Raw genomic sequence first — 24853 nt, forward strand, 5'->3', positions numbered from 1 at the left:
GTAAGCCTCTTGAACCCCCAGAATTGAAAGTGCGAAACTTGACGGACACTACCCGAGCGCCCAAAGCCCCGCGCCGAACTTCCAGGGAGATTGACGCCGTAGCCGTCATTCCTGGCCTGCTCGTCCTGGCTTCAGGTCAGGATGGCCCCGTTCCAAAAGCTGCCAGCCACGTGCTTCTCCTCGGAGAGCTGCAACCGCTGATATTTGAAGTCACGACGGTCGTCAGCACCTTGGACGCCCTTCAATCGCCCACTCGGCTCGACGCATTGTCAGGCGCAGGCAGGTTGACAAAATATCGCATCCTGCCTAGGTGGCGACACATAGCCAGACAAGTCGCGCATCCAACCCGGTTCGTGTGCAAGAGGCAGGTTGAAAAACACCGCTCACCCTCCCCAACGGTTGCCGGGAACGAACACTGGATGGTGGCGGGACCGTGTGTTGATGCGTTCGGACGGTAAGAGAGCACGCCCAAAAAGCCCCTGCTCACGAGACACTTGTTTTGGAGCCCCAATTGTCGAAAGCAGCCTGTTGGCACGGCCTGCTATGGGTTGTCACGTTTATTTATTGCGAATTTTACGCTCCAAGAATTCTGCAAAATTAGCCGCGTACAGCTCGCGGTTTTTACCGAATAATCGATAAACGGGATACTCTCCACTTTCGTCCCTCACTGAGGCATCAAGTATGAAAACCTCGCCAAAATCGGTTTCGCACACGGGAATCTCGCTTGCCGCTATCGTGCCATCTTTTATGTGGGCTAGATACTTGAACACGATGTCACCACCAAAAACTTCTTCAAATTCCATCTGATATATCGAGAACACCTCATCACCAGTGATCTCCCCACCTCCATAGTTCCTCAAAAACCAAAGATAACTTGGAGGGAATGGCATCCCCAATCGCTGCTCTGCTTTGCGGATCCACTGATCACTCGGCGCCCCCTCGGGCTCGCCGAACTCGACCCCATTGCCGCGATGTTGCTCAATCAGAGCTGCTGTCGAATGGAATTCTCTCATACTAAAAGTCAGCTGCGCGTTGAATCCAATACTCCGAACGCCATGTGTCGAATACTGCACGGTCAATTCCGGAAGGCAACTGCCCGGTGTTGATGTGAAGAGTATTATAGTGCATTTGATGGAATCCGCCAGCAACCTCTGCAAGTGGTCCATCGGCAGTTTGGATTGTATGGTGAAGATTAACGGCTTTCCCGTCATATCCCACAGGAGCACGACCCGTTCTCATCCGCTCAAGATTCGTTCCTTGAACGAACTTTCCACGCTCTTTCCACGTCGTCAACTGTGAAGGATTAAACAGGTCATTTCGTTGATATACCCTATGACCGTTGATAGCCTTCGGCGTCCACTTGGTGCTTAGCCACCAAGCCCCCCCATCTTTTGCAACTATCACCTCCGCTTCAAGCCCCCAACTTGGCCAAAGCGCGTTCCTTGCCGGCAGCAACGGGGCAGTTTCCATGCTCACCGAAAGCACGTAGGGCGCAGCCTTCCTGGCACCAAAACGGAGCATGCGAGATGCAACGGCAATGCCTTTTTCGGCCGCAGCGGGGCCAACAATCTGGATCGCGTTGCTGGCAAATGCAGCATCCTCACGTTCATCCTTTGTATAGTTGAGGTAAAGGTAGTTGTTCCAATAGTCTTCACTCAGAGATCCAGCCGATCCAAAAAGCTGGAAAATTTCTGCGGTGCTCACAAGGAGATGCGCACCGATGCCCCTACTCTGATGCAGCATCCCGCCCCCTGTGGGCACCTTTGGACTTAGCCTCATCGCTATTTCATAGGATGTAGGGGCACGCTGCTCTTCAATGCTTGATCTAAGATGCTTCCCGGCAAACTCAAACTGAGTAATATCATGCCCATAGTCCATGGGGCTATCTTCAGCCAAAGGGAGGTCAAACTTTTCGAAGAGTTTTTCTGCGCCTATCCAAGGCCAAGCCATCCCCAGATAATCCCACCGGTTCACCGGATCATTCCCGCAATACCCGTACAGGTTAAACCCGCCACTCTCCCCAAGCGGATCACGGCTGATCCAGCGCCCCAGCTTCGCGCTGTAATACCTGAACCCAAAGTAGCTCAGCCCCGTCTCCGCATCGTGGTACTTGCTCTGATAACGGAACGGGCAGGCGTTGACATCACCCGACTGACCAACCATTTCGCCATAGGGGCCGTAAGAGTATTCTGCGACGGTGCTGCCCGACGCTTTGTCCACCACCTTGGTGATATTGCCGAGACCGTCGTGGATCGGCAGCAAAATACGACCCCCTTGTTCTTCGATGGCGATCAGTCCTCCAATGCCGCCTGCACCATCCAGCGTACCGGTGATATCCAACCCCCAAACGAACCTCCTGCGCGGGAGAACGACCCCGTCCACGACTCGATCCTCAAGCATGGGGAGCCAGCCGTCCCACAACATGGCGCTAGCCTCCACCTTGGCCGGGAGGTTTACGTACGTGCGGGTTCGAATTCTCTGCACCCGTCGCCCATCACCATCATATTGAAAAATCAATGCCTCGCTGATGAGGTCCGCCTCCTTGCTGGTGCCGGGCTTGCGAGCCATGGAGGTAAGATGCCCCATCCCGTTCCACGAATACACCCACTCACTGTCCTGAACCAACCGCCCTGACCCATCATAGACGAAGCTCTCAACCAAGCCTGGCACCACCACCCATACTTGCTTGTCAGCCACCGCATTCGTGCCGCCCGTTCCCGCTCCGGCCAAGGTCCCCCGGACCAGCATCTCCACTCGCGTCACCCCCCCGCCATTCCATTCGGGCGCCACCGGCCAGAATGCAGAATAGGCCCCTGTGTTTTGGTTCACCGTGATTTCCTCACCCTCTACTGGTCCGAGGGGGTGAAACACTCTGACTTTCGCCCCAGCGGCAACTGACCCGCTGACCCCATACCCTCTTTGGCCGAGTTCTCGACCGGTAACTTGATCCAGTCCATTGACAAAGAATGTCACCGGGCCGCCGCCGCTCAATCGATTTCCCCGCGCATCATAGTTGTAGTTCAACGAGGTCCCGTTCCCAAGATTCGCCCCCCGCAGGCATCCATTTCCGTCATAGGTCATGCCCGACCACGACACTCCCGAATTCGAAGTTCGCGACACTCGAAGCCCTCGCGGATTATAGCCGTGACTGGAGCTCACGACTAGAAGGCCGCCACTTGTCCTGGTCCCTACAGAAGTGAGCCAGCCCCGGTTGTTGTAGCCCCATGTGGTGGTGAGATTTCCCCGAGTGCAAGTCTGCACCCGTCCAAACGCGTCGTATGTATAGGTGGCAGAAAGTGTCGATGATCCTGCGGAGGAAATTCGGCCGAAGTTGTCGTAGCCATACGTGCAACTGGACACGATTGCGTCACCCTGGCTGACACTGGCACCGTTGATCCTGCCTTTGTTGTCAGCCCCCCGCTTTACATCCCACCCAGACCAGACGCCACCCGTGTGATGCTCTTCGGAGAGTTGACCATGAAGATAGGAAAACTGTCGGCCGTCGGTCAGGCTTTGGACCTGGCGGCGCGCTCCCAAGCTGGAAAAAGTTTGCGTTACGGTGCCAACCCCAGGAAACGTTTCCGCAATCTGGTAGTTGTCTGAATGAATGGATGTTGCAATATCCAAGCCGACGCCGGAACTCGCCAACGTGCCGTCTGGTCGATAATCAAAATTCTCCACCAATGAACCGGAGGCATAGTTCTTCTTGAGCACGGCTCCGTTTGCTGCGTGGTCCACGACCAATGACCCATTGACAGAAGTGCGTGTTGTGCCGCCAGCCAGATCAACCGTCGAGGCAAGAATTGGCTCGGCGACATCCCCGCTCAACTCAGTAAAATCGCCGACTGAGTTCCTTTTCACAACTTGTGTTGTTCCGGTTACGGAATCACTCGTCGTCACCTGGTAACCCGGCGCACCACCATACTGGAAGCTACGGTCATACCCAAGTCCAAAGCTGCGAACCATCCTGCCACTGCCGTCCCACTCCATACCGTGTGCAACTCCCCCGATGGATCCTCGAACACTACGAAGCTCTCCGTTCGGATAGGCCCATTGATTCAGATCGAACGCCACTCCTCCGCTACTGCCCGAAATCCGCTTAATTCTGCCATTTTCCAGCTCGACTTGGGGTTTATCGTCTGTTGGCCCGAGCGTCTGTGTCACGAAGGTTGACGCACCAGGTGCATCAGCTTTCATCTTGGTCTGGGCAGCAGCGAGCCCCCACGGAGTGAAGGTGGATTCTCCTGTGGTGGGGTCGTAAACCGTCCTGGACACTTCGATCCAGTCTTTCCCGGCATGAGGGTTTGCTGCGTCAAATCGCAACGCGCTGTTGTCAAATATCTCCTGTATCGTGATTACTTTGTTGTCATCCACCTGATTGACTGTGCGACTACGATCGACGCCGCCTTCGCTCACAGTGACCGTAGTCCCATTTGGCTCGTGACTTAGACGCCTGGAAATCGGTTTGAAGGACGGACCTGATCCACCCAGGTAAGTCACGGTGTTTGCAGCATCGTTGTAAGTCCAGGTTTCCGCCAGAACGTCATCCCCGCCAGACGGGGCTGGAATCTGGCGCAGCAGGGGTCTGCCATGCCCATCAAACCAAGTTTTAGTTTCAAAATGGGAGCCATCATTCCCATCTCGAGAGACCGTGGTGGCGCACAATCTCCCCAGCCCGCCCCCATTCTCCATGATTTCCACACTCCAGCTCGTGGCGCTCCCACGTCTGCCTAAACCGCCTTTCGAACCTGTGATCCCCCATCGTCCGTCTCCATCCAAGTCGACAGTTCGACCACCTACCGTAACGCTTCCTCCATTTGCATTCAAGCTCATGCTGAGGCCAGAGCCTCGGGTGTCACTATGCTCTGTCAGATCGCCGAATGCGGAAAGCGTGCTCGACACCTGCTTGTTGCCAGGCGCGGTCATGCTGGGCTGCAGGGGGGAACTGTAGTCAAAGTGGTATGTCCCTGACCAATTGATAACTTTCTCTGGCCTGAGGAGCCAATCTGGGCTCTCCAGCACAAACGTGTTTCCAGAGGCATCCGTCCCACCACGGGGACTCCCATAGATTCTCCGCTCGCCTGAGCTTGATACGCCTTCATTGTAATAGAGGCTGGTTTTCTCCCCCCTCTTGAGGGTATAGCCTTTAGGCGCACCCCACGCAGTAAATTCAGTCGCTTCTGCGTTGCTCAACTCCAGATCACCTGCGGCGGAAATCCGTTTGCTCACCATTCCCCCAAACCTGTTTAAGACAGCCTTGGATTTCACCCCTCCCTGATAAAATTCCCCCCAGCCAGTCAGCTGCTCGAAGGTGCTTTCATCTTGAAGCAGTGTTCGAACAGTTTTTTCCTGATATCCGTTTGAGTACACTATGCGAGCCACTCTCGATGAGGATGCAGGATCAAATTCGACAACGTGACTTGGATGGTCATCTACAGATACACTGTACTTTTGGAGACCTGGTTCATAGGTACCAACCTCAACCCGATATGGAATACCTCCGAGGCTGCTGACTGTCGTGTGCGACAAGCCCGTCCAAGTATGAGCCAACATATGCTGCTTCCCGTCTACTTGCGACACCTCAAAAGCAGGGAACCCGTCAGCGTCATAGGTCAGCACCGTTCCATCCCTCTCCCAGTTTGAGCCTGAATACTTGATTTCACTCGGAGTCCACCCGGTAGAATTCCACCCATTCACGGTCCACTCAGCCTCCATAGTACGCGTTTTCCCGCCAGCAGTAACAACCACCTTTTTGATAATTGGATCCGTACTGGTAAATGGATTGATCCCGCTGAAGCATGTGATGGCGGTTTGACTTGCAACCCCATCGTAGAGACTTGTCATCAGCCACTGATTATCCCCCTCGTACTCAAAGTAGAGCGGCCTCTCGACGTCATTCTTTGAACGACAATCAGAAGGTTCCTCGATACTTGTGACTGGCACCTCGTGGTCGTAGGCACGCACCTTCCAGGTGAGTTTTGGATCTTCAGTCTCCTCGGGATCGTCCTTTACCCGCTCCAGCCAATGACTGATCCCGTTGTCCAACACCACCAGATGATTGATGTCAGTTGCCAGACGAGGCGTCTCTTCGGGATCCGGTCCGGAGGGGTTGCATAGGGTCACTGTCTTGAACGACAAGCTTTCCGTGGGATTGTAGAATCCCCGGGCGTCCTTCTCTCCAGCGTCTTTTGCCCAGTAGAACTTCAACTCCTTGCGATAGCTCGTCTTATACACTATCTCGACAAGCAGATCCCCCCCTTTCACCTGGCAAAGCCTCGGCTGATGCCAAGCCGCCAGATACGCCGCGCGGCTTTCGAAGCCGCTTTGGTTCTTCTGCTGCTCCGTAAACTCCTCACTTGGCGGGAAGTCAAACGAGCCTGGTTCAACGTTGGCTACGGAAAGCGGTTTGTCATGATCCACAATCACCACATTCGGGTCCGTCTCGTAGATGACCTCAAAAGCCTCGTTCGAACCCCTCAATTTTAGCGAGCCGAATCCCGACCAATCGCATTCCAGCCACGCTGTCTGATTACGGTCGGAAACACCTCGTCCGACGTGAACCCTCACGGGAAACTCCTCCGAGAAGACCGGCTCCACCGTGCCAATTGCATAAGGCACCACTCCGTCGTTGGCACTGGAATTTGGATAGTGATCAGTAAAATTCGGGAAACCGACGGTCTCCGTCATCAATTGGAATCCAGCACCCTGGATTGGATAGTGCTGATGTCGAGCTCCGTCAGCATCCGATGAGCCAGTCGATGACCGATAGTAGTTAACCTTTGGCAAAAGAGGCATTTCGTATCCAAACACTTCATCAATCGTAAGGCCTTCCTCCCAGTAAAATGACATTGCCATCTCCAGTCTGCCTACAAGATCGGCATCGTCGATATAGCTCGTCCAACCGCTATTGCCCACATTGATTTCCGGCAGGTCCATCCAGGTCATGGCGGCTTGATATGCAACTGGCCCAGTACCCGTCCCTCCGTTCTCTGCCCCCCACCTTCTCGATTTGTTCTCTACGACAGAGCCGCCATTTACTTTAATCCAATGGCTACCAGGAAGCTTGGTGGGATACAAGCGACGCAGTTTTTCTCCAATGTCGCCAAACTTTCCACGACTGTAGTAGGGCACCTCGTATCTTCTTTTGTAGAGCTCCGTCTGCACTTCCAAATGAGGCGCTTCGACTTCTGGCCATACTGATGGTTCCACCAAAGTCTCCATTCCTTCTTGAATGGTTGCGGATGTTTGAAGGTGGCCAATCTTTGTGACGCTGTCATCTGGAGCAGTCACCTGAAATGCGCCGGATTCAACTATCCAGGAAAATCCTTCTGGATCCCTGCTGAACTCAATATTGGGATCGCAGCTCACGGCGTAGCCCCGATGATCACGCTTTGTTCCAGCATTGGATTGAATGGAAAATGGAGTGGAAAGTGACCCTCCCGTTATCGCATCATACTCAAAGTATGAGCTACCAGTGTTGTCGGGGTGCACCACAGTAACCCACCTCGCATTTTCCCACCGACTGCCGACAAAGCCTCGTTTCTGAATGACGGGCCAATTTTCAATCGCACGCAACTGGTCGACAGCCGACGCAAACCTGGGCAACTGATCGTGGAGATTTTCAGCCGTCGTTCGCCCCAATGGCGTCCACTGTACTTGCCGCGGAATACCAGTTGATTCTGTTTCAACAGTCGAGACGCTAGCTTTGGCAGCGATGTATCCAGTACGCGTCAGCCAATCCAATTCTGACCGTGCCTGCTCCAGGGCCCTCACACCCAATTTGATGGAATCGATAGCACCATCTTCTGGAAACGGATCAAGATCTTCGGGCCAGTCAATCAGTTGTGACTCAGTGATTGGGGTTAGAGTTGGTTCTGGCTCGTTGAAGGTCGCTTCCGGATACTCGTCCGGGGCCACGAACGTGTCCCGACGCCACTCCCAGGCCTTGTGGAGACTGTCTTCCTCAATGCGTTTGCGAATCAACAGCATCCAATGCCGTTCCTGCACTGCTCTGAGCACGGATTCGATTGTCTGAGCTGAAAGCATGGAGCTACACGCGCAAAAGATCAGGCAGAGAAGGAACCTTACATAACGTGGCGATTGACGGGCGAAGCTGAATGAGATTGCGTTGAACATGTTAGGCGATGGTGCGGTTGCCCTTAGGGAGTTGAAAATCCGGCGGCTGAGAGCCATACTGCGGGATGATCCTTCCACGCAGGATTTCTCCCTTGCGCCATTTCTGCCGAGTTCACCAATCCGTCCCGATCGGGATCGTTGGGCGGGGCTGAGTTCTTGTCTCCCACTCCGTCTCCATCAGAATCAGCAAGCGCAGGATTCAGGCCGAGCAGCACCTCGTCACTGTTTGAGAGCGTATCCCCATCTTGGTCCTCATTGGCGTCCGTGACGCCGTCGGCATCTGTGTCCGCCATCAACGGGTGAGTCCCCAAGTTGTGCTCGACAAGATTCACCAGACCATCCTGATCTGGATCCATCTGAGAATCATTGACTCGCAAGTCCAGCCCCTTGGCGGGATACCTCCATTTGCCATAGCGATGCTCCCACAAATCTGACATGCCATCGCCATCAAGGTCACCCGGCGAAACCCTGGTGAAGACTGGGTTGCTGGATGTCAGCGCAGATTCGGCCCAGTCAGGAACTCCATCGCCATCGGAATCTACTGAGGGGGCATCATTCGCTGGATAAAGTCTCTTCTCCATCAACCAGCGGATGTCGGGTGCCCATCCAGGGTGGAGTGCAGACAACGAGTTCGCATTGAATGGGGACAACAACAGCCGCGCTTCCTCATAATTCAGTACACCGTCCCCATCGGGATCTCCAATGGCGTCATCAGCATTATTTGGATCTAGCCCATATGAATTCTCAAAGACATCGGTCATCCCGTCGAGGTCCGAATCATATGCTACGAGATCCACATCAAGCGCTATCCCAGCTTGGTACTGCGCCAAGTTGGTGAGGCCATTTGAATCTAGGTCACCTTGGGCATCAGCGAGATTTAAAGGGTCCAGGCCAAAATGAACTTCGATTCGATCAGGAATTTCGTCACTGTCCTGGTCCGCGGTGTCAACCAGGAAATAGTCTGTGTACAGTGCCCCCCAACCCAAGCGGTTGCTCAAGTCATAAGCAGAGCTTGGGTCCGTGTAGTACACCATTAGCTCCTCGTAGTCACTGAGCCCATCATCATCACAATCGACATCCAGGTCATTGAGCCCGTGCTGCATCTCAAACACGTACCCAAGCCCGTCACCATCGGCATCCGGCCCATAGGGAAGTGTATCCAAATGATTTGGGAGACCGTCAAGATCAGCATCGCCCAACACTTCACCGTACCATTTGATGCCGTTGTACCAGCTTAAATTATCTGAATCGTACGCAAACGGATCCATTTGATCTCCAATGCCATCCCCGTCAGTATCAATTGGCGTATCAGGATAGGGATCCCAGAAGTTCGCCAAACCGTCCCAATCATTGTCGTAGTAGACCCAAGAATCCCAGGACAAACCGTTTATGCTGCTGGTGTTATACAAGTCAAGCGGGGCGGGGTCATAGGAATCGGGAAAGCCGTCGGAATCGGAATCTAAGGGTAACTCTTCTGGCATGTAATCCCACCAATTCGCCACCCCGTCTCCGTCGGCATCTTCGTAGAGGCGATCATACCATTCTCTATTGTTCACGGTGCTGTAGTTGGCCACGTCCTGTGGCGCAGGATCGTCAACGTTTGTCACGCCATCATTGTCATCGTCAAAGATGGTGTACGGGTAATAATCGTTGAAATTGACAATGCCGTCACCATCGTCGTCTCCGAGCGCGTTTCCGTTCCAGTAATATGTCGCCCCATTTGCTCCATACGACGTGTTTGAAGGATCATAAGGAGCTGGGTCGTCTGGATTCTTGTATCCGTCGCCGTCATAGTCGTAGTAAGTGGCACCCGCGTATGACGGGAGAATACCCCCTGGGTACTGGACGTCATAGAACTGATAGTATTCGTCCCAGTCGCTGCAGGAATCTCCATCGCTATCCCAGGTGGTTAGTGAGACGGGCATGACCAACCGCACAATATGCAGTTCGTCTCCATCACCGAAGCCGTCCATGTCCGTATCAAAAACAAACGGGTTGGAGCCTTCTTGAGCCTCCTCCAGGTTGGTCGCACCATCTCCGTCAACATCCAGATTCTGCAGATCCATTGCTGTCAAGGTGGTGGCAATTTGGGAGACCGGGTTGGTCCATGTATCACTCACACCGTCCGCATTGGTGTCGGACCAGCTTGCACCCAGCGGCAGCAGGTGGATATGCCAGAAGAGGACGGCTACAGAGAAAGCGGTCAACGCCCCCCTCCTTCCAGAAAAAGCAATCAAGGAACCTTTCCTATGTTTGCGCGATGCATCTGGGCGGCCGAAACGGACTCGCCATACCTTCCAATGTGACAACAACCCGCAGAGAGTCACAAAGTTGCGTCTTAAAATTGCATCATGCAGCGCAACCAACCTCGCTTGGAAACAATCCTTTGATCTAAGAATGAGACAGGGGCCGGTTTCACCTTGTAAACGCTCCATAAGTGGTTGGGACCACGCACAGCATACAATTGGCCAAACCTAACGGCTTTGTGGTGAGCCGAGCTTCAAAATCGACCTGCAGCCACTCCCGTACTATTTGCCATCATATTTATATTAGCATGACCCCATTGAAATTGAAGCCCAGCCTCATTGACAAGATTACGCAGAGCCAGAGCATTCAGACGTATACCGACACATGAATCACAGCCCCCGATGGCCGCAGCGCCAAATGAAGGGGCCCCTGCATAACAAGTCGAGAAAGACTGTTCCCGAATGCCGCTCCAATCGCCCCTCTTGCTCCCGGCATCAGTAACGAGTGGATTTCGCATCAATCACGGGTCTTTACATCAACCTCTGCCCAGGCCTTTTCTTTGTCGGGCGAGCACCAGTAGCCGTGTTGATGTTTGGACGAGGTGGTGATTTCATCGGTGAGGGTGTCCCCCGTTACCCCCGGGTGACTTTCCCATACGCCGTTGACACGCACCGTTTTCTTTTTGGCGAGATTCTTGCCCTTCCGCACAAACTGAATTTCAGCGAGGCCAGGCCGTTCGTTGATGCTTTCGACCACCTCCACCCGGACGGTGTCAGTCGGCACCGAGGGGACGACCACTGAGACGAAAGTATCGGTGCCGCGTTCCCAAGGAATCACCACCCCATCTTTTCGGAACACTTCTTTGCCCTTGGTGATGAGTACAACATTCAGGACCTTGGATCCGCGGTCGTTGAATCCTCCATTGTGCTGATTCCAGATCGTCACAGTTGTTCGACGCTCATTCAGAGGTATTTTTTCCGTTTCTTGAGCGCAAAGTCCGACTAAACCAAGGAGCAGGACCAAAAATGCGGGGATAAACTTCATGGAGCTTTTTGTTGATGGAGTGTTTTTGACCTAAGCGTGTTGTTACCATGAAGTCACCAAGCTTGCAAGAGCGTGGGCGACCTGAGCTATCGGTCTCAGGCCTCCCCTCAAGCTTGCCGGCATCCGCAAGAAATGTTCTATTCCGATCATCGCGCTACCCGGATACGGCCATTCCCTCCTGCCGACAGTCTCCAGCCTTGGCAGACCCTCTCGAGTCCCTCAGGAATGGGCCATGCGCTTCTCATTCATCTCTCACCTTCCCGCTCTTTTCCCCAAGGCAGGGTGGACGGTCCTCACCGGATTGATGTTGCACGTCATGGCGTCGTCGGCCTCGGCCATCCTGGTAGCCCATGACTCCTTTGACTACACGGTCGGCTCCAGTCTGGCTACGCTGAATGGCGGAGCGGGGTTCTCCTCGCCCTGGAGCATTCAGCAGACGACCAGTGGCGGCAATGGCACGGTGCTGGTGTCCACCAGTGGTATCACCTCCACGCCCAGCCATGCGACTAACAGCACAGCGGGCAATGGCATCTATGGGGCGCGTTCGTTTGACCGGATCAACACCGGCACCGTGTACTTCAGTTTCCTGGTGGACAACGAGAGCGATGGATCCCGGTTCATCGCATTCTCGCTGATGGACGGGAGCTCAGAGAAGGCCTATCTCGGACAGTCCGGAGGGGGCTCCGTGTGGGGTGCGTTTGGCGCGCTGAATCTCAACTCCAGCACCGCATCCCGCCCAGCGGTATCCGGGATGACACAACTGGTGCTGAAGGTGGAGTTTGACCAGAGCGGCATTAATGACCGCGCCACATTGTTCGTGAATCCAGATTTGTCGGGTGCAGAGCCCACCTCGGGTTATTTCACATCAACCGGGGATTACTTCGCCAACGGCCTCAACGGCATCCGCCTGGGTTCAGGGTTCGCCACGGGCAGTCAGACGACCGCCGTGGCCGGCTTTGATGAAGTGCGGATCGCGACAGACTGGGTCAGTCTGGCCCAGACGCCGGAGCCGGGGCGGGCGTTGTTGCTGGTCTGCGGGCTCGCGGGGATGGCGATGAGACGACGACGTAGCACGTATCAGACCGCCACAACTCATTCGGAGTAAAACTCCATCACCTTCCCACCCAACGTAGACTCGCTGGAAGCTCGTCAACGTTGGACTTGTTGCCGAATCCCCTTCGAGGAAGAGCTTCGGTTGGAGTAGTGGAGAGCGTTTTTCTTGAAGGCTCACGAAGCGAGGATGTTGGCCAGCGTTGCCGTGCTGTGAACGTCCCTCGCACAGAGATCGACCTCATCCGTAGTCTTGGCGGAGAGATGCGAAAGAGACAGGAACTTCCTGAGTGGTCAGGAGATTAAGCGTATTGGCCGATCAGTCCTCCGCTCACCAACCGACGGGGACCGTCGGACTACACCGCTGTTGTCGCCTTCGGAACAACTTGGCCATATTCGGCGGCTGAGATAGCGTAGGGTGATATGAGCTAATCATCCCCTCTCACTCATCCCGGTAGCGCTTGGGCGTCATTCCATACTTCTCCCGGAAATCCCGCGCGAAATGGGATCCGTTCTTGTAACCTGTCTTCAGGGCAATCACCGCCACGGCATCGGCGCTGGTTTTCAAGAGTTGGGCGGCCCGCTCCATGCGAACCTGTCTGAGGAATGCGTAGGGGGACACACCGAGCTTCTGTCGAAAGCACCGGGTAAGATGACTGGCACTCACAAAGCTGACGTTCTGCGCGAGCCAGCCGACCTCCACCGTACTCGCATAGTGGGTGCAAAGGAAGGAAGTTGCACGCTCCACTGGATCCATCACGGGTGACGCTTCAGCACGTGCCGCGGCGACACGGAACCAACCCGCCTCCAGGTGTTGATGCGTGGCGGCTTCTGCAACCCAGGGCTCATCCGATGACCAGGCCTGGATGAGAAACTCGTGCTCGCGATAGAGCGTCATCAGGCTGGGCCAGTACACCTCCTGCACATGCTGGATCCAGGCCTCCAGCTTCACGTTCACATGCTCCCAGCAGTGCATGAGCGCGTCTGAGTCGCAGGAGGAGACCAGGCTGCGATGGAGTTCCCCATCCTCCTGCCGGAACTCCAGCAAGCGGCCCTGCCGGGCCCAGGCATGCATCGACTCCAGGCGTCTGGAAAAGTCCTCCAACACCTCCTGGCGCCGGGGATGCTGACAGAGACGCACCGCAGCAAAGCCTTCCAGCGTCGAGCGAAGCCGGCAGAGCTCATGCAGGCCCCCCAGGTCGTCGAACGACGAGTCGGCAGCAGCCATCGCAGGCCTGCCGGGCATCGCCGCCGACTCCATGGGCATAGGGATGAATGATTTCCCAGAACCGTCCGCCTATCAGGCGGGAGCGGCATACTCGCGATCCCGGTTCACACCAGGAAGCGGCACAGGATAACGACCATTTGCGTCCTCGCGGATCGGGGCGGGTGAATCCAGCGTGAGCTTGTCCACATCCGGCGCAAACTCATGCGGGCAGTTCAGCATTTGATCATAGGTGATGATCTGCCCGGTATGCGCCGCCATGCGGCCCATGGAGGTCACCAGACTGGCCTGCACGCCGCGCTCCATCTCATTGTAGGACTCGTTGTTGCGGATGGCATGGAGGAAGTCGTCCCACTCGAGTTGATACGGATTGGGCTCCGGCGATTCGCCCTTCCACACGGTCTCTTCCGCACTGCGGCGCTGGCCTTTGAAGATGGCGCTGCGGGCCGGAAGGTGCCCGGCGCTGGAGACGATGGCACTGCCCTTGGTCCCGTGAATGGTGGTGGAGAACTCATTGCGGCAGCCGGTGATGTTGCGCCCTTCAAAGAAGAACTTGGAGCCGTCCTTCCACGTGTACTCCACCGAGTAGTGGTCGAAGTTCTGGTCCACGTACTCTCCTCGATCCGTGCGGCCACCGCTGGCCTGCGCCTCGACCGGCCAGTCGTTCTTCATCCAGCACGCTTCATCGATGTTGTGGATGAAGAAGTCGCTGTAAGCCCCACCGCTGGCCCAGAGGAAGGAATGGAACCGCTGGATCTGCCAGATGAGTTCTGGCGTCTCCTCCGGACGGCGCTTGGAGAAGCAGGAGGCAACTGGGGCCTGCATGCGGTAGGCACGTGCCAGGACGAGATCACCAATCGCACCGTCCTGCACGCGGTTGTAGAGCTCCTTGCGGATCTTGCAGTGGCGGCACATGAGGCCTACGGCCACCTTCAGTCCCTTTTTCTTTGCCTCTTCATTCAGCTCCAGCATGCGCTTGGCCGTGGGACCATCCACTGCCAGGGGCTTTTCCATGAAGATGTTCACGCCCTTTTCAATCGCGTACTTGAAGTGCACCCAGCGAAACGCGGGGGGCGTGGCGAAGATGGCCACATCTCCAGGCTTGAGCATGTCCACCGCCTGCTTGTAAGCGTCGAATCCGATGAACTTCGCGTCTTCCGACACGGACATCTTGTCTGGGTGCTTTTGCGCCAAAGCGTCGTGAGCAGCATTCAAGCGGTCCTTCTGCACATCGGCCATCGCGACCAGGCGGATGGAGGCATTCCCCACCGACATGGAGTTGCTAGCCGCGCCGGCACCACGACCGCCGCACCCGATCAGGGCGGCCCGGACCGTGTCATCCCCCTGGGCATGCACATACGGGATCGTGATGCCAGAGAGCACGGAAAGTCCGGCCGTGGCCCGGGTGGCGTTCTTGAGGAAGTCGCGCCGCGTATTCGTCTGCTGGAGGGAGGTGAGGGAGTTCATGGAGGGAGCGTGAAGATGGACTCAACGCTCCATCTCGTCCGATTCCATCAGCGGACGGGATGGAGCGAAGAAATGATGAATTGGGAATGAGCTACCCACCCAAGCGCGACAACCCCCCAGGGTTCGCGGGCTGTACCCGGGCCACCATTCCTAAATCCTAATTCCTAATTTTTAGCTCAGTCCGCCGGCAGGTTCACCTGGTCATCCTGGTCCTTCTCATGCGGCAGCAGGAAGGCGACGATCGCCGCGGGAATGAAGAGATAGCCAGCATTCAACAGGGCGATGCGGTAGTCATCCACCTTGCCCGTAGCGGCCAGCCCAAAATAGACCGTGCCCGCAGCGGCCACGATGCGACCGAAGTTGTAGCAGAAACCGGCCCCTGTAGTGCGCAAGAGCGTGGGGAAGAGTGGAGGCAGGCACATGGTGAAAAGACCAAACACCCCCTGGCACAAGCCGATCAAGGCAAACAACCACAGCGTGGCCTGATAGCTCCACGTCGTGTGGAAGCACAACCACATGGAGCCGGCGTACGCCGCCAGCATGAGCACGATCGCGTTGCGATACCCCAGAAGCTTGGCCAGACCACCGGCCACGAAGTTCCCGATCACAGAGCCCACCATCACCCAGAAGAGCGACGTCACGGCCACGCTGTTCTTTTCCGCCGCCGTCACATTGGCGAACTCCGGCAAGGCCCGGACGTGCGCCTGCTGCCAGAACATGAAGGCCCAGTGGGCCGTGAGCGACACGGCGCAAATCAGCAGCACCCGCCAGGTGACTCCTCGCACTTGCGGGCTGAAAAGCTCCATCACCCCCGGGGGCTTCACCTTGTGTTGGGCAGCCTCCCATTCCTCCGTCTCCGGCACCGCCTTGCGGATCCAGAGCGTGATCAGCGCTGGCAGGATGCCCACCAGGAAGATCAGGCGGTTGCTCTCGTCCTCTTTGAGGAGAAATCCTGCCAGACATGCCAGCATGATACCGCAGTTCACCGCACTCTGGAGAACCGCCGCAATCCACGGACGCCACTTCTTCGGCCAGGTCTCCACCAGCAGCGAAGCCCCTACGGCCCACTCCCCGCCGATGCCGAGAGCGGCCAGGAAGCGGCAGATCCCCAGTTGCCACCACGTCTGGGCAAGGGCGGACAAGCCGGTAAAACACGCATAGGTAAGGATCGTCAACACCAGCGCCTTCCGACGCCCCAGGAGATCCCCCACCCGGCCAAAGAATGCCCCACCGAGCGCCCACCCCACTAGGAAGAGTCCCTGGATGATGGAGGACTTCACTTTCACCTGCGGATCTCCGGTATCCGTCATGAGCAGGGCTGCCACGAAAGGCATCGCCACCAGCGTGTAGAGATGCATGTCCAGCCCGTCGAACAACCACCCCAGCCACGCGGCCAGACCGGAACGTTTTTGCTGCTTGGTCAGATCTCTAAGTCGGGTCACGGTCTGGGACATGGCGCGCGAGTGTGAAGGCCACTACGGGATGTGGCAAGCTCGAATTACCGGACAAAACGGTGGGTAACTTCGCAGCCCCACACGGCGGTCATTCAAAGTTCCAGTCCCACTGAAGCATCAGGGAAAACCGATGGGAGCGGGGATACTGCCAAAATCCCCGGTCACCGATTGTCAGGATGAATGGAGGCCGCGCCCACTCCTGCTGCAGGACCGAAGGCACGCGCACCTCTCTTCTCTGCCACCCCTGCTGAGTGAGAACAGCCTCAAAGTGTCGAAGGCCTTCTTCAAAGGTCCCCGGGGCATTGTACTCAGTGTGCCAGGTGATGTGAGTTTTCACCCCATGCAATGGCCCACGGCGGTAAGTGGACAATTCTTCCTTCAAGGGGCTGTAGAGGGTGCTTCCGGAGGGGAGCGGGACGGTTCTGAGAAATTCCCTTCCGTTGTCCATCGCAACGGCCCGTGCCGCGTCCACTTTGGGAGCAGTATGGCTGCCGTACCACCAGGATCCGCCGAGCATGCCTATGCCCAAAAAGGCAAGGATGACAAAGAAGATGCCGGTCTTTTTTGCACTCCATCTTTGGCGGTGTGGCATGGCACACCCGAGCATGGGCGGGGACAAACTCAAGGAGGAGTTGGTGAGCCGCTAAGCTGGACAGGATGGCAAAACTGACCCGTCGTTTCTCCAAACCGTCTGCAAAGACGGAAAAATCGCGAAACTCTCTAAGATCCCCCCCAATGTCTTCGTTTCCTCATCCGTAGAGCGGATATTTTGAGGTTTGGCCTGTAAAACAGCAGAGCCCCGCCTCAAGATTCAGGCGGGGCTCTGTGTGGGGTCTTGATGCAGAGTCCAGTGTGAGCAAGGCATCCTGCAGGCGATGCCTTCTGGAATCCGTCAAGGGAACTGTGGAAACGGGGCAGCCAAGGTTCCGGACCTGAAAGCATCTTTCCTACGGATGTATTTCAGGCAGAACTTTACTCGGAACTAACATGCCAAGATACTTCGTTGGGGACAACTGACCCATCGGATAGTATTTTGACATGCTGTTGCAGACGTGGACTCCACTCTGACGACAGGAATTCCCCCTTTTTCTAAAAGCATGACGAACGCTCCTGTACCCCCAGCCGCCAGCGATTCCGCCTCAGACCCCCGCCAATCCCTGCTCAACAGCCGGCTCGTGGACTTGTACGGCAACGAACCGGAGCTCGCCCAGTTTCCCCGTCTGACGGCGGAGCTGCTCCGTGAGCTGACCATCTCTGATTTTGCCGTGTATGGAGAGGTGGACCACTCCACATGGCAAAACCGCGGCATGTGCACGGATGACTCACCCGAAGTGCGTGAAGCCCTGAACCGCTACGCTACCACACCGAGGGGCCATCCCTTCTTTGAGGCCCTGCCCCAGTATTATCAAGGCCGGGTGCTCTTCGCGGCGGAGTGCATGTCGCCTTCAGAACTCGCTGCCAACCCCATCATTCAGCAGGTGTACGGCCCCATCGGCGTGAAGCACGTCCTGGGTTTCAACTTCCCCTGTGATACCAAAGTGATCGCCTTTGGCGCCATGCGCCGGAGCAGCGCGCCCTTCAAGGAGGAAGACCGGGCCATCGCGACCCTGCTGCGCCAGCATTTTGAGACTCTGTACATGCATGCTTCGCAGCGGGCGGCCCGCAACATGGGCCTCCGTCAGCGGCTCATGCTGGTGTACCCGGAACTGACGTCGCGACAGCTGGACGTGGCCGTGTGGCTGGCCATTGGGAAGTCCAACCCCGTGATTGCCCAACTGCTGAACGTGACCCAGGCAGGTGTGAAATTCCATCTGCGCAGCATTTTCAACCACATCGGTGCGGAGGATCGCACCACCGCCGCGCTCATCCTCTCCCAGGCTGCCCCCGGTTTTGTTCCCAGTGAGGGGGCCAACCCCAAGACGCCCGGCTTCCTGGCGGCGCCAGCACCGGATGCCTCTGGATTCTCCCCAGTGGAGAACGTGCCCGCTCCGGCACCGGCGCGTTCCTCTATCAGGGGGTGACGACGTGCCACAATCCCGTGCGCTCGGCCTTGGCCTGTGCCATCGCCTTGCCCAGACTGGTAATGTAGCGCTCCACCGGGGGCAGACTCTCCGGCATGGGCCGGGTCTGCTGTCCCGCTGGTGAGGCGTAGCCCCGACGCACGAGCATCTCACCCAGATCCTCAAATTTTCCCGGCTCCACCTCCACCTTGATAAATGCGTAGTAGCGCTCAGTCTCCGGCACCCTCCCCCACTTCGTGTACACCGTGAAGGGGCGCTTGGAGAGTAGATCCGTCACCCAGCCTAGCGCCTTGGTCCCCGCCTCGATCACCTGATCATCGGGAGTCTTGCGGAAGAACTCCGCCTGATCCCGCAACCGACGGGGCCGCATCCAGGTGGTTTCTGCGGCATCCACAAAGTAGAGGGTGAACACATCCTCCTTCGGACCACTGCGGATGCGGAGGGTGTCTGGCTCACTGGCGCGGCTCACCACCAGCTCAGGATGCGGCAGCACCCACCAGTCCCCCTCTTTGTACGCCCGAGTTTCATAGACCGTCTCCTCGACCGGGATGGCGACAGGAATGGCCTTGGGGACCGCGTCCTCGGTCTCCCCCTTCGATTCTGAGGGCAGCCGATAGCGGGCCTTCAGCAGCATGCCCAGCATCAGCATGAAGAACAGGATCACCACGGTCATGATGAAATTGCTGATGGCGGCGCGGGGCGGCATGAACTTCGGTCTCGTGGGTTGGGGTGGCGACGTATTTGGAAGGGTGAATCCCACGCTGCTGAAGGCGGCGGGAGCTGATTCCCCAAAAGGAATCCGGGACGGCCATACTGATCAACACATCTTAATTTCCAATCCTGATTTTGAAACCTGAAATCGCATCCCCCGACTGGAACCAGCTCTATGAAACCGGCGAAACCCCATGGGACAAAGGCCTGCCCACGCCCGTGCTGGCGGAGGTGCAGCAACGCCATCCCCAGCTCTTCCAGGGCGAGGTGATGGTGCCGGGCTGCGGCACAGGCTCTGACGCCCGCTGGCTGGCCGCTCAGGGCTGCCGCGCCACGGGGGTGGACATTGCCCCGCTGGCCGTGGATCGAGCCCGCTCACTGGACGCAGGACAAGGCGTCCAGTACGTGTTGGCAAGTCTGTTCGACCTGCCTGAGGAGCTCCGGGGCAAGTTCGACCTCGTCTGGGAGCACACCTGCCTGTGCGCATTGCCTCCGGAATTGCGGAAGTCTTATATCCAGGGCGTGTATGCCGCGCTCAAAGGTGGAGGCCTGGTAGCGGGCGTGTTCTTCATCGATCCCGAGATGGACCCCGGCGAAACCGGTCCCCCCTTTGGGATCTCGCCGGAGGAACTGACCGGGCTCTGGGCGGAAGCGGGGTTCAGAGTGCAGGAGTCTTGGGTGCCCACGACCGGCTATCCGGGCAGGGTGGGACGGGAGCGGGTGCTGATCGCGGCGAAGGCGGCGAAGGCGGCGTGAAAAGTTGAGAGTGAAAAGTGGTAAGTGGGGCTGCGGCGGGCTCGCGTGGCGGAGGCGTTTTACCGAGCAATTCCGAGCTGCCTACAGAAAGCCACTCAGTCGTGGCTGGGTTCGTGAGAACCTGGTCAGGCCGCTTGTCACCCATGACGAATCAGATCACCCCACAGGGCCGCGCCACCCTCCGCACTCTCACGAGTGCAGCTACGAGCTACCGACGGGAAGCCACTCAGTCGTAGCTGGGTTCGTGAGAACCTGGTCAGGCCGCTTATCACCCATGACGACCGGATCACCCCACAAGGCCCCGCCACCCTCCGCACTCTCACGAGTGCAACTACGAGCTATAACGGAGCGCGGGTGCCGTGCGTCGCCCTCTACAACAAATCCTCCAGTGCCCCGGCGCTGGTATCAAACAGACGCTGGTGCACACGGAAGGCGCTGCGGTCGGTGAGATTCGCAATCCAGTCGCACACCAGACGGGCGCGCTGATCCTTCTCCGGCTCGGCCTTGATGGCCTTTGCCACAGGCTCTGGCAGCAGGTGCAGGGAGCGGCGTCCCGGTGCAGGTTCGATGTAATGATCCTTCAATGCATTGAAGAGCCGCTCAATGACGCTGGCGGCCTTGAAATCCAGCTGCTGAAGCTGCGGGGTGTCGAAGACGAGCTCCTTCGCGATGCGTTTGTTCACCTTGGCACGCGCGGCAATGTCAGGCTCCACCACCAAGCCGAAGTGATAGCGACGCGTGCTGGCACTGAGGAAATTACCCCGCTCCTCCAGGTGGCAGGCGCGGATGTGCTCGCCGATGCTCCGCCCCAGACGGGCCTCCACCTTGCCATCACGCATGGCCTTGAGCAGGAAGTTCACGTGGGCGGCCTCAGCCTCTGAGAGGGTCCGCCGGCCGGCCCAGGCCTCAAGTTTGACCGGTGTGATAAACCCCGCCTGGATCGCATCGGCGAGGTCGTTGATGGAATACGCCGTGTCATCCGCCCAGTCCATGATCTGGCACTCCAGAGAGCGGAATCCGTTGCGTTCCTTGCCCGGGGTCAGTTCAGTGGGAAAGGCTTGAGATCCCAGGACGAAATCCAGGTAGGTCTCCTGGTCGTTGTAGAGATAGTGATTGGCGGCCTCCGGTGTCTCCACCTGCAGGGTCTTGTACTTGAGCACCCCATCGAGCAGCGCCCGGGTGGCGTTGATGCCATCGCGGCTCTCAGCAAAGAGCGTCACCGTGAGCTGGCGCAGCGTTTGGGCATTTCCCTCGAACCCTCCATACGGGGCCATGAGGTCGTGCAGCGCCCTCTCTCCCGTGTGGCCAAAGGGCGGATGCCCCAGGTCATGGGCCAGACAGGCGGCTTCCACGAGGTCCGCATCCACACTCTCCCCGTCTCTCAGCAGTTCGCTCGATTTGCTGAGCCAGCCACAGATGGAGCGCCCGATCTGGGCCACCTCCAGACTGTGGGTAAGGCGGGTGCGGTAGAAGTCATACTCCCCACCCAGGAAGGAGTAAAACACCTGGGTCTTCCCCTGAAGGCGCCGCAATGCGGAACTGTGCAGAATCCGGTCCCGGTCGATTTGAAACGGCGTCCGGTGGTCCTGGCCTGAAGTAAGCCGGGGCTTGGGATGCTCGGTATCGAAGGCCGAGTAGAGTCGGTTCACGGACATTGCGGCGCTTGGGAGAGGGAGAAACAGGATCAGTCGAAGGAAACCACGTCGGAGATCGCCCAATGCAGGGAGTTCCGGGTCACGCCATTCTCTTCAAAGATCCGGCCGTCCAGAGCCCCAAAGGGCTTCACCCACTTGAGGTTTTCCTTGAGTTCCTTGGCCTTCTCAGGCGTCTGGGTGGGAGAGAGCGTGGAGGCCACAGCCAGATAGTCGGCCAGGGCACCCACATCCAGCTTCCACACGCAACCGTCCACCGTCTTCGTCGCCGGCTGGTTCAGGTCGCCCGCAAAAGACTCCGCCGCCTCTTTCGAGGTGCTCAGGAGCAACACCTTGTCATTGATGCTGGCCACGGGCAGGAGATCCCCGCTCAGGAAAGGCAGCCCGTAGAAGTAGGTGGTGACACCGTTCTTCTCCGACGTGATGGGATCCCCCAGCTTGAAGAGCGAAGGAGCCCCGGGTTCCGACGGGATCAGACCGTTGATGGATTCGCTGATCGTCGCCCAGCCCTTGCCCAGTTCTTCCCGGTCCTTCACCGCACCCACCGTGGTGATGCGGGGGAACTTCGAGCCCTTGGACTCCGGAGGCAGGCCGGGCAGTTCAGGCATTTTGCCATTCACGTCCAGGATCACGGCCAGTTCACTGCCCATGCCCTTGTCGTCCATGTTCTTGTCCGCCTCATAGGCCTTCAGCAGCACTGGGAGGAAGGTCGATTCAAACTGGGCAAACTGCTGGCCGCCATCGGGCCCGGCAATGCCCGCTTTCACGAGTTCCTGGGCACCGGTGTAGAGCATGCCTGCCAGCTTTTCCATCCAGGCGCGGAAGTCCTTGCCGTAGCCTTCGTTCCGGTGGTAGGCAATGCCGAAGACCACCCCCGCCTTGTCGATAAGCTTCGCGTAGTCCAGCGGCTTGCCGTGATCCAGGAACTTGGGCTTGATGCCGCCGTAGGATTCGAAGTGCACACCCTTGTCCCACCAGGCTGCAGCCGTCAGCGTGCTGCTCTCTGCGCCATAAACCGCCTTTTCCAGCGGAGCCAGTTCCCCGAGCTGTTTGTCCAGCACGGCGCCCATTTCCTTGAACATCTCGTTCTCCTTCATGGCATCCACCAGACCGCGCAACATTGGCACGAAGGGCTGGTCATCATTGAGAGCCCCCATCGTTGCAGAGCTGGCGTAGGTCAGACCCACGAGGTTTTTGCCCGTGTAGGGCAGCAGGCGGGCCATTTCCGGCTTGGAGAGTACTGAGGCTGCAGGATCTGCCACCAGGCTCAGGTGGTCCAGGTTCATGCCGCAAGCCAGCACCAAGTGGCTGTCCACCACGCCCCAGGCCAGCTTGAACTTCTTCGCCTGCACCGCGTCGTACGCTTTTTCAATGGTCTTGACCGTCTGTTCTGGCAGCCCTTCGGGGATCATGGCCAGCATCTGGGCTTGGTTCTCCTCTGGGAGCAGCAGTGCGAGATCCACTGTGGCCACGCGGAAGTCATGACCTCCGGGAGTCTTCAGATCGCTCATCTGGAAGATCTTCTTCTCTTCCAACTGCTTGGTGTTGTTCAGGAACGCCAGAGCATCCTCCGGCTTGGCAGTCTTCACCCCCACGACCAGCGGCATGAGCTCAAATTTGCCAATGAAGTCCGCCAGTCGCTCAATCGATGCGGGGTCGCTGAGGAACGACTGCAGGTAGATCATGGGATTGGATCCCACCTCCTCGCCTTTCAGGCTCGCCGCGCCACCCGCGAGCAGGGCCTTGAAGTACACCTCATTGTAGAGGCGGTTGAAATCCCGCAACAGGGCCGCAGTCTGCGCAAATCCAGCTCCACCGGCGATGAAAATATCATCCCCCCACATTTCCTGGAGGGTGTTGAGGGACTTGTCTCCCGCCGTGGGCGCAGGCGTTTTGTCCTGCACCAGCGCGTTCATGTCCTTCCAGTAGGCGGACTTCTTCAGCTCTTCCAGATGCTGCTTGAGCTGTGTGGTGCCGAAGTAGAACTCCGTTCCTACCGGCAGCTTGGCCACAAAGCCGAGCTTCGCCGCATGATCCGCCAGGGACGGCGCCTTGGGCGGAGGGACCACGGCAGCCGGGGACGGCGAAGCGGGGGCTACGCTGGATGGGGCACCTGAGCCTGCTTCTGCACCTGGGCCTGGAGTGTCTTTTTTCTCACATTGGGTCAGCGCCAGGGTGACACCGGCTGACAGGAACAGCGCGTGATAACGCAGTCGGGGGGATATTTTCATGGAACGGAAAACTTAATCATGCGTCTCCGTCTGCGCAACCACGTGATTTGCCCCGCAGATTCGCAAAAACATGAATGAGTTTGTCATTGAAAATGAACAGCCGCGGAGGAAGCCTTGTCACTTGCGACACGGCGGGCTTGGTTTTTGCTGCTCCTGCTGACTGCACCCTTTCCTTCTTCCTCACTTTTTGACACAATCTCACCCACATGAAAGAATTCGCGTTTATTCACGAGCATGGCCAAGTGCCTGATTCGCTCCGGTCCGTGCCCTTTTTGGGCTCGTTCAGCGAGGAGCAGCTGGATGACGTGCTGAATTCAAGCAGCTACATTCAGTGCGAAGTCGGCGACGCGATCATTCAGGAAGGCGCGGTCGATTCTCGCATCTACATCCTGCTGAGCGGGGCCATGGAGGTCCGCAAGGACGGCAAGAGCCTCGTGACGATCACCCGCCCCGGCGAAATCTTTGGCGAACTGGCACTCGTCAACGAAGACACACGCTCCGCCACGGTCGTGGCCGCCAAGCCTTCCGTCTGCCTGGCGGTGGACCAGAAGTTCCTGCAGGACATCAAGCCCCGTGAGGAGTACCCCGCCTTCTACGCAGCGCTCTTTGAGTTCATTGCCCGCATCACCGCCTCCCGCCTCCAGAACACTTCCCGCCGGCTTTCTGAGCTGGAGCTGGAAGTGAAGCTCCTGCGTGGGCAGCTGGAAGAGCAGGCTGGCAAAGCTGAGGGCAACCACGTAGCCGCCCCGAAAGCGACCCGCACGAAGGCCGCCCCAACGCGTCGGCCCGTCAGCGCCAAGCGCAAGCCCCTCGCCAAGACGAAGCCGGCTGCTCGCGGCAAGACCCGCCGGTAATCGGT

16 protein-coding genes are annotated in these 24853 nt (G+C 57.6%); 5 read left to right on the forward strand and 11 right to left on the reverse strand.

The genetic code is table 11. The features are described 5' to 3' along the window. Window positions 1–557 precede the first annotated feature (557 nt). The 4 genes from BV034_RS26200 to BV034_RS26215 form a co-directional block, all read right to left on the reverse strand. On the reverse strand, window positions 558–1013 hold the full coding sequence (locus tag BV034_RS26200; protein WP_050029915.1) for an SMI1/KNR4 family protein: 456 nt from the start codon (window positions 1011–1013) through the stop codon (window positions 558–560). 1 nt (window position 1014) lies between these two features. Next, a complete protein-coding gene (locus tag BV034_RS26205) occupies window positions 1015–8046 on the reverse strand; it encodes an RHS repeat-associated core domain-containing protein (protein WP_265593491.1) in 7032 nt (2343 codons plus the stop codon). A gap of 113 nt (window positions 8047–8159) precedes the next feature. Next, window positions 8160–10373: a hypothetical protein gene (locus BV034_RS26210; RefSeq protein ID WP_265593492.1), complete on the reverse strand. Its 2214-nt coding sequence runs from the start codon at window positions 10371–10373 to the stop codon at window positions 8160–8162. Window positions 10374–10899: 526 nt separating this feature from the next. Next, the gene (locus tag BV034_RS26215) at window positions 10900–11427 is read right to left on the reverse strand and encodes a hypothetical protein (protein ID WP_265593493.1); all 528 of its coding nucleotides are present in this window, start codon (window positions 11425–11427) and stop codon (window positions 10900–10902) included. A gap of 232 nt (window positions 11428–11659) precedes the next feature. On the opposite strand from BV034_RS26215, the gene BV034_RS26220 reads away from it, so the two are divergent. Then, window positions 11660–12532 (forward strand): PEP-CTERM sorting domain-containing protein, encoded by an 873-nt coding sequence (locus tag BV034_RS26220; protein WP_050029919.1) that lies wholly within the window; start codon window positions 11660–11662, stop codon window positions 12530–12532. A 387-nt stretch (window positions 12533–12919) separates the two neighbouring features. Here the strand turns inward: BV034_RS26220 and BV034_RS26225 are convergent, their stop codons facing one another. From BV034_RS26225 to BV034_RS26240, 4 genes are all read right to left on the reverse strand, one after another. Next, window positions 12920–13744, reverse strand: coding sequence for a helix-turn-helix domain-containing protein (locus BV034_RS26225; RefSeq protein ID WP_050029920.1), 825 nt, complete (start codon window positions 13742–13744; stop codon window positions 12920–12922). A gap of 33 nt (window positions 13745–13777) precedes the next feature. Beyond that, complete coding sequence (locus BV034_RS26230; RefSeq protein WP_050029921.1) at window positions 13778–15169, reverse strand: Gfo/Idh/MocA family oxidoreductase; 1392 nt, start codon at window positions 15167–15169, stop codon at window positions 13778–13780. A 176-nt stretch (window positions 15170–15345) separates the two neighbouring features. Continuing rightward, window positions 15346–16623: an MFS transporter gene (locus tag BV034_RS26235; protein WP_050029922.1), complete on the reverse strand. Its 1278-nt coding sequence runs from the start codon at window positions 16621–16623 to the stop codon at window positions 15346–15348. A gap of 88 nt (window positions 16624–16711) precedes the next feature. Next, window positions 16712–17215, reverse strand: a complete 504-nt coding sequence (locus tag BV034_RS26240; protein ID WP_050029923.1) for a hypothetical protein — start codon at window positions 17213–17215, stop codon at window positions 16712–16714. Between the two features lie 505 nt (window positions 17216–17720). Between BV034_RS26240 and BV034_RS26245 the strand changes: the two genes are divergently transcribed. Next, the gene (locus tag BV034_RS26245; protein WP_050029924.1) at window positions 17721–18644 is read left to right on the forward strand and encodes a LuxR C-terminal-related transcriptional regulator; all 924 of its coding nucleotides are present in this window, start codon (window positions 17721–17723) and stop codon (window positions 18642–18644) included. On the opposite strand, the gene BV034_RS26250 is transcribed toward BV034_RS26245, so the two are convergent. After that, the gene (locus BV034_RS26250) at window positions 18634–19350 is read right to left on the reverse strand and encodes a hypothetical protein (RefSeq protein WP_265593494.1); all 717 of its coding nucleotides are present in this window, start codon (window positions 19348–19350) and stop codon (window positions 18634–18636) included. The genes BV034_RS26245 and BV034_RS26250 overlap by 11 nt on opposite strands. Here BV034_RS26250 and BV034_RS26255 point away from each other — a divergent pair. Beyond that, complete coding sequence (locus tag BV034_RS26255) at window positions 19349–19501, forward strand: hypothetical protein (RefSeq protein WP_265593495.1); 153 nt, start codon at window positions 19349–19351, stop codon at window positions 19499–19501. The two genes, BV034_RS26250 and BV034_RS26255, sit on opposite strands and share 2 nt — an antisense overlap. Beyond that, window positions 19491–20111, forward strand: coding sequence for a methyltransferase domain-containing protein (locus BV034_RS26260; protein WP_050029927.1), 621 nt, complete (start codon window positions 19491–19493; stop codon window positions 20109–20111). The genes BV034_RS26255 and BV034_RS26260 overlap by 11 nt, the downstream gene beginning before the upstream one ends. A gap of 371 nt (window positions 20112–20482) precedes the next feature. On the opposite strand, the gene dgt is transcribed toward BV034_RS26260, so the two are convergent. Next, complete coding sequence (gene dgt / locus BV034_RS26265) at window positions 20483–21760, reverse strand: dGTP triphosphohydrolase (RefSeq protein ID WP_265593496.1); 1278 nt, start codon at window positions 21758–21760, stop codon at window positions 20483–20485. A 35-nt stretch (window positions 21761–21795) separates the two neighbouring features. Next, complete coding sequence (locus BV034_RS26270; protein WP_050029929.1) at window positions 21796–23994, reverse strand: hypothetical protein; 2199 nt, start codon at window positions 23992–23994, stop codon at window positions 21796–21798. Between the two features lie 206 nt (window positions 23995–24200). On the opposite strand from BV034_RS26270, the gene BV034_RS26275 reads away from it, so the two are divergent. Further along, complete coding sequence (locus BV034_RS26275; protein WP_050029930.1) at window positions 24201–24848, forward strand: cyclic nucleotide-binding domain-containing protein; 648 nt, start codon at window positions 24201–24203, stop codon at window positions 24846–24848. Window positions 24849–24853: the final 5 nt, after the last annotated feature.

This window comes from Verrucomicrobium sp. BvORR034 (assembly GCF_000739635.1).
Lineage (GTDB): Bacteria > Verrucomicrobiota > Verrucomicrobiia > Verrucomicrobiales > Verrucomicrobiaceae > Verrucomicrobium.

Bases quoted from the DNA above. Each gene is read 5' to 3' on its own strand.
- BV034_RS26200 (WP_050029915.1), bottom strand. From the start codon at position 1,013: ATGAGAGAATTCCATTCGACAGCAGCTCTGATTGAGCAACATCGCGGC.
- BV034_RS26205 (WP_265593491.1), bottom strand. From the start codon at position 8,046: ATGCTTTCAGCTCAGACAATCGAATCCGTGCTCAGAGCAGTGCAGGAA.
- BV034_RS26215 (WP_265593493.1), bottom strand. From the start codon at position 11,427: ATGAAGTTTATCCCCGCATTTTTGGTCCTGCTCCTTGGTTTAGTCGGA.
- BV034_RS26220 (WP_050029919.1), top strand. From the start codon at position 11,660: ATGCGCTTCTCATTCATCTCTCACCTTCCCGCTCTTTTCCCCAAGGCA.
- BV034_RS26225 (WP_050029920.1), bottom strand. From the start codon at position 13,744: ATGCCCATGGAGTCGGCGGCGATGCCCGGCAGGCCTGCGATGGCTGCT.
- BV034_RS26230 (WP_050029921.1), bottom strand. From the start codon at position 15,169: ATGAACTCCCTCACCTCCCTCCAGCAGACGAATACGCGGCGCGACTTC.
- BV034_RS26235 (WP_050029922.1), bottom strand. From the start codon at position 16,623: ATGTCCCAGACCGTGACCCGACTTAGAGATCTGACCAAGCAGCAAAAA.
- BV034_RS26240 (WP_050029923.1), bottom strand. From the start codon at position 17,215: ATGCCACACCGCCAAAGATGGAGTGCAAAAAAGACCGGCATCTTCTTT.
- BV034_RS26245 (WP_050029924.1), top strand. From the start codon at position 17,721: ATGACGAACGCTCCTGTACCCCCAGCCGCCAGCGATTCCGCCTCAGAC.
- BV034_RS26255 (WP_265593495.1), top strand. From the start codon at position 19,349: ATGAACTTCGGTCTCGTGGGTTGGGGTGGCGACGTATTTGGAAGGGTG.
- BV034_RS26250 (WP_265593494.1), bottom strand. From the start codon at position 19,350: ATGCCGCCCCGCGCCGCCATCAGCAATTTCATCATGACCGTGGTGATC.
- BV034_RS26270 (WP_050029929.1), bottom strand. From the start codon at position 23,994: ATGAAAATATCCCCCCGACTGCGTTATCACGCGCTGTTCCTGTCAGCC.
- BV034_RS26275 (WP_050029930.1), top strand. From the start codon at position 24,201: ATGAAAGAATTCGCGTTTATTCACGAGCATGGCCAAGTGCCTGATTCG.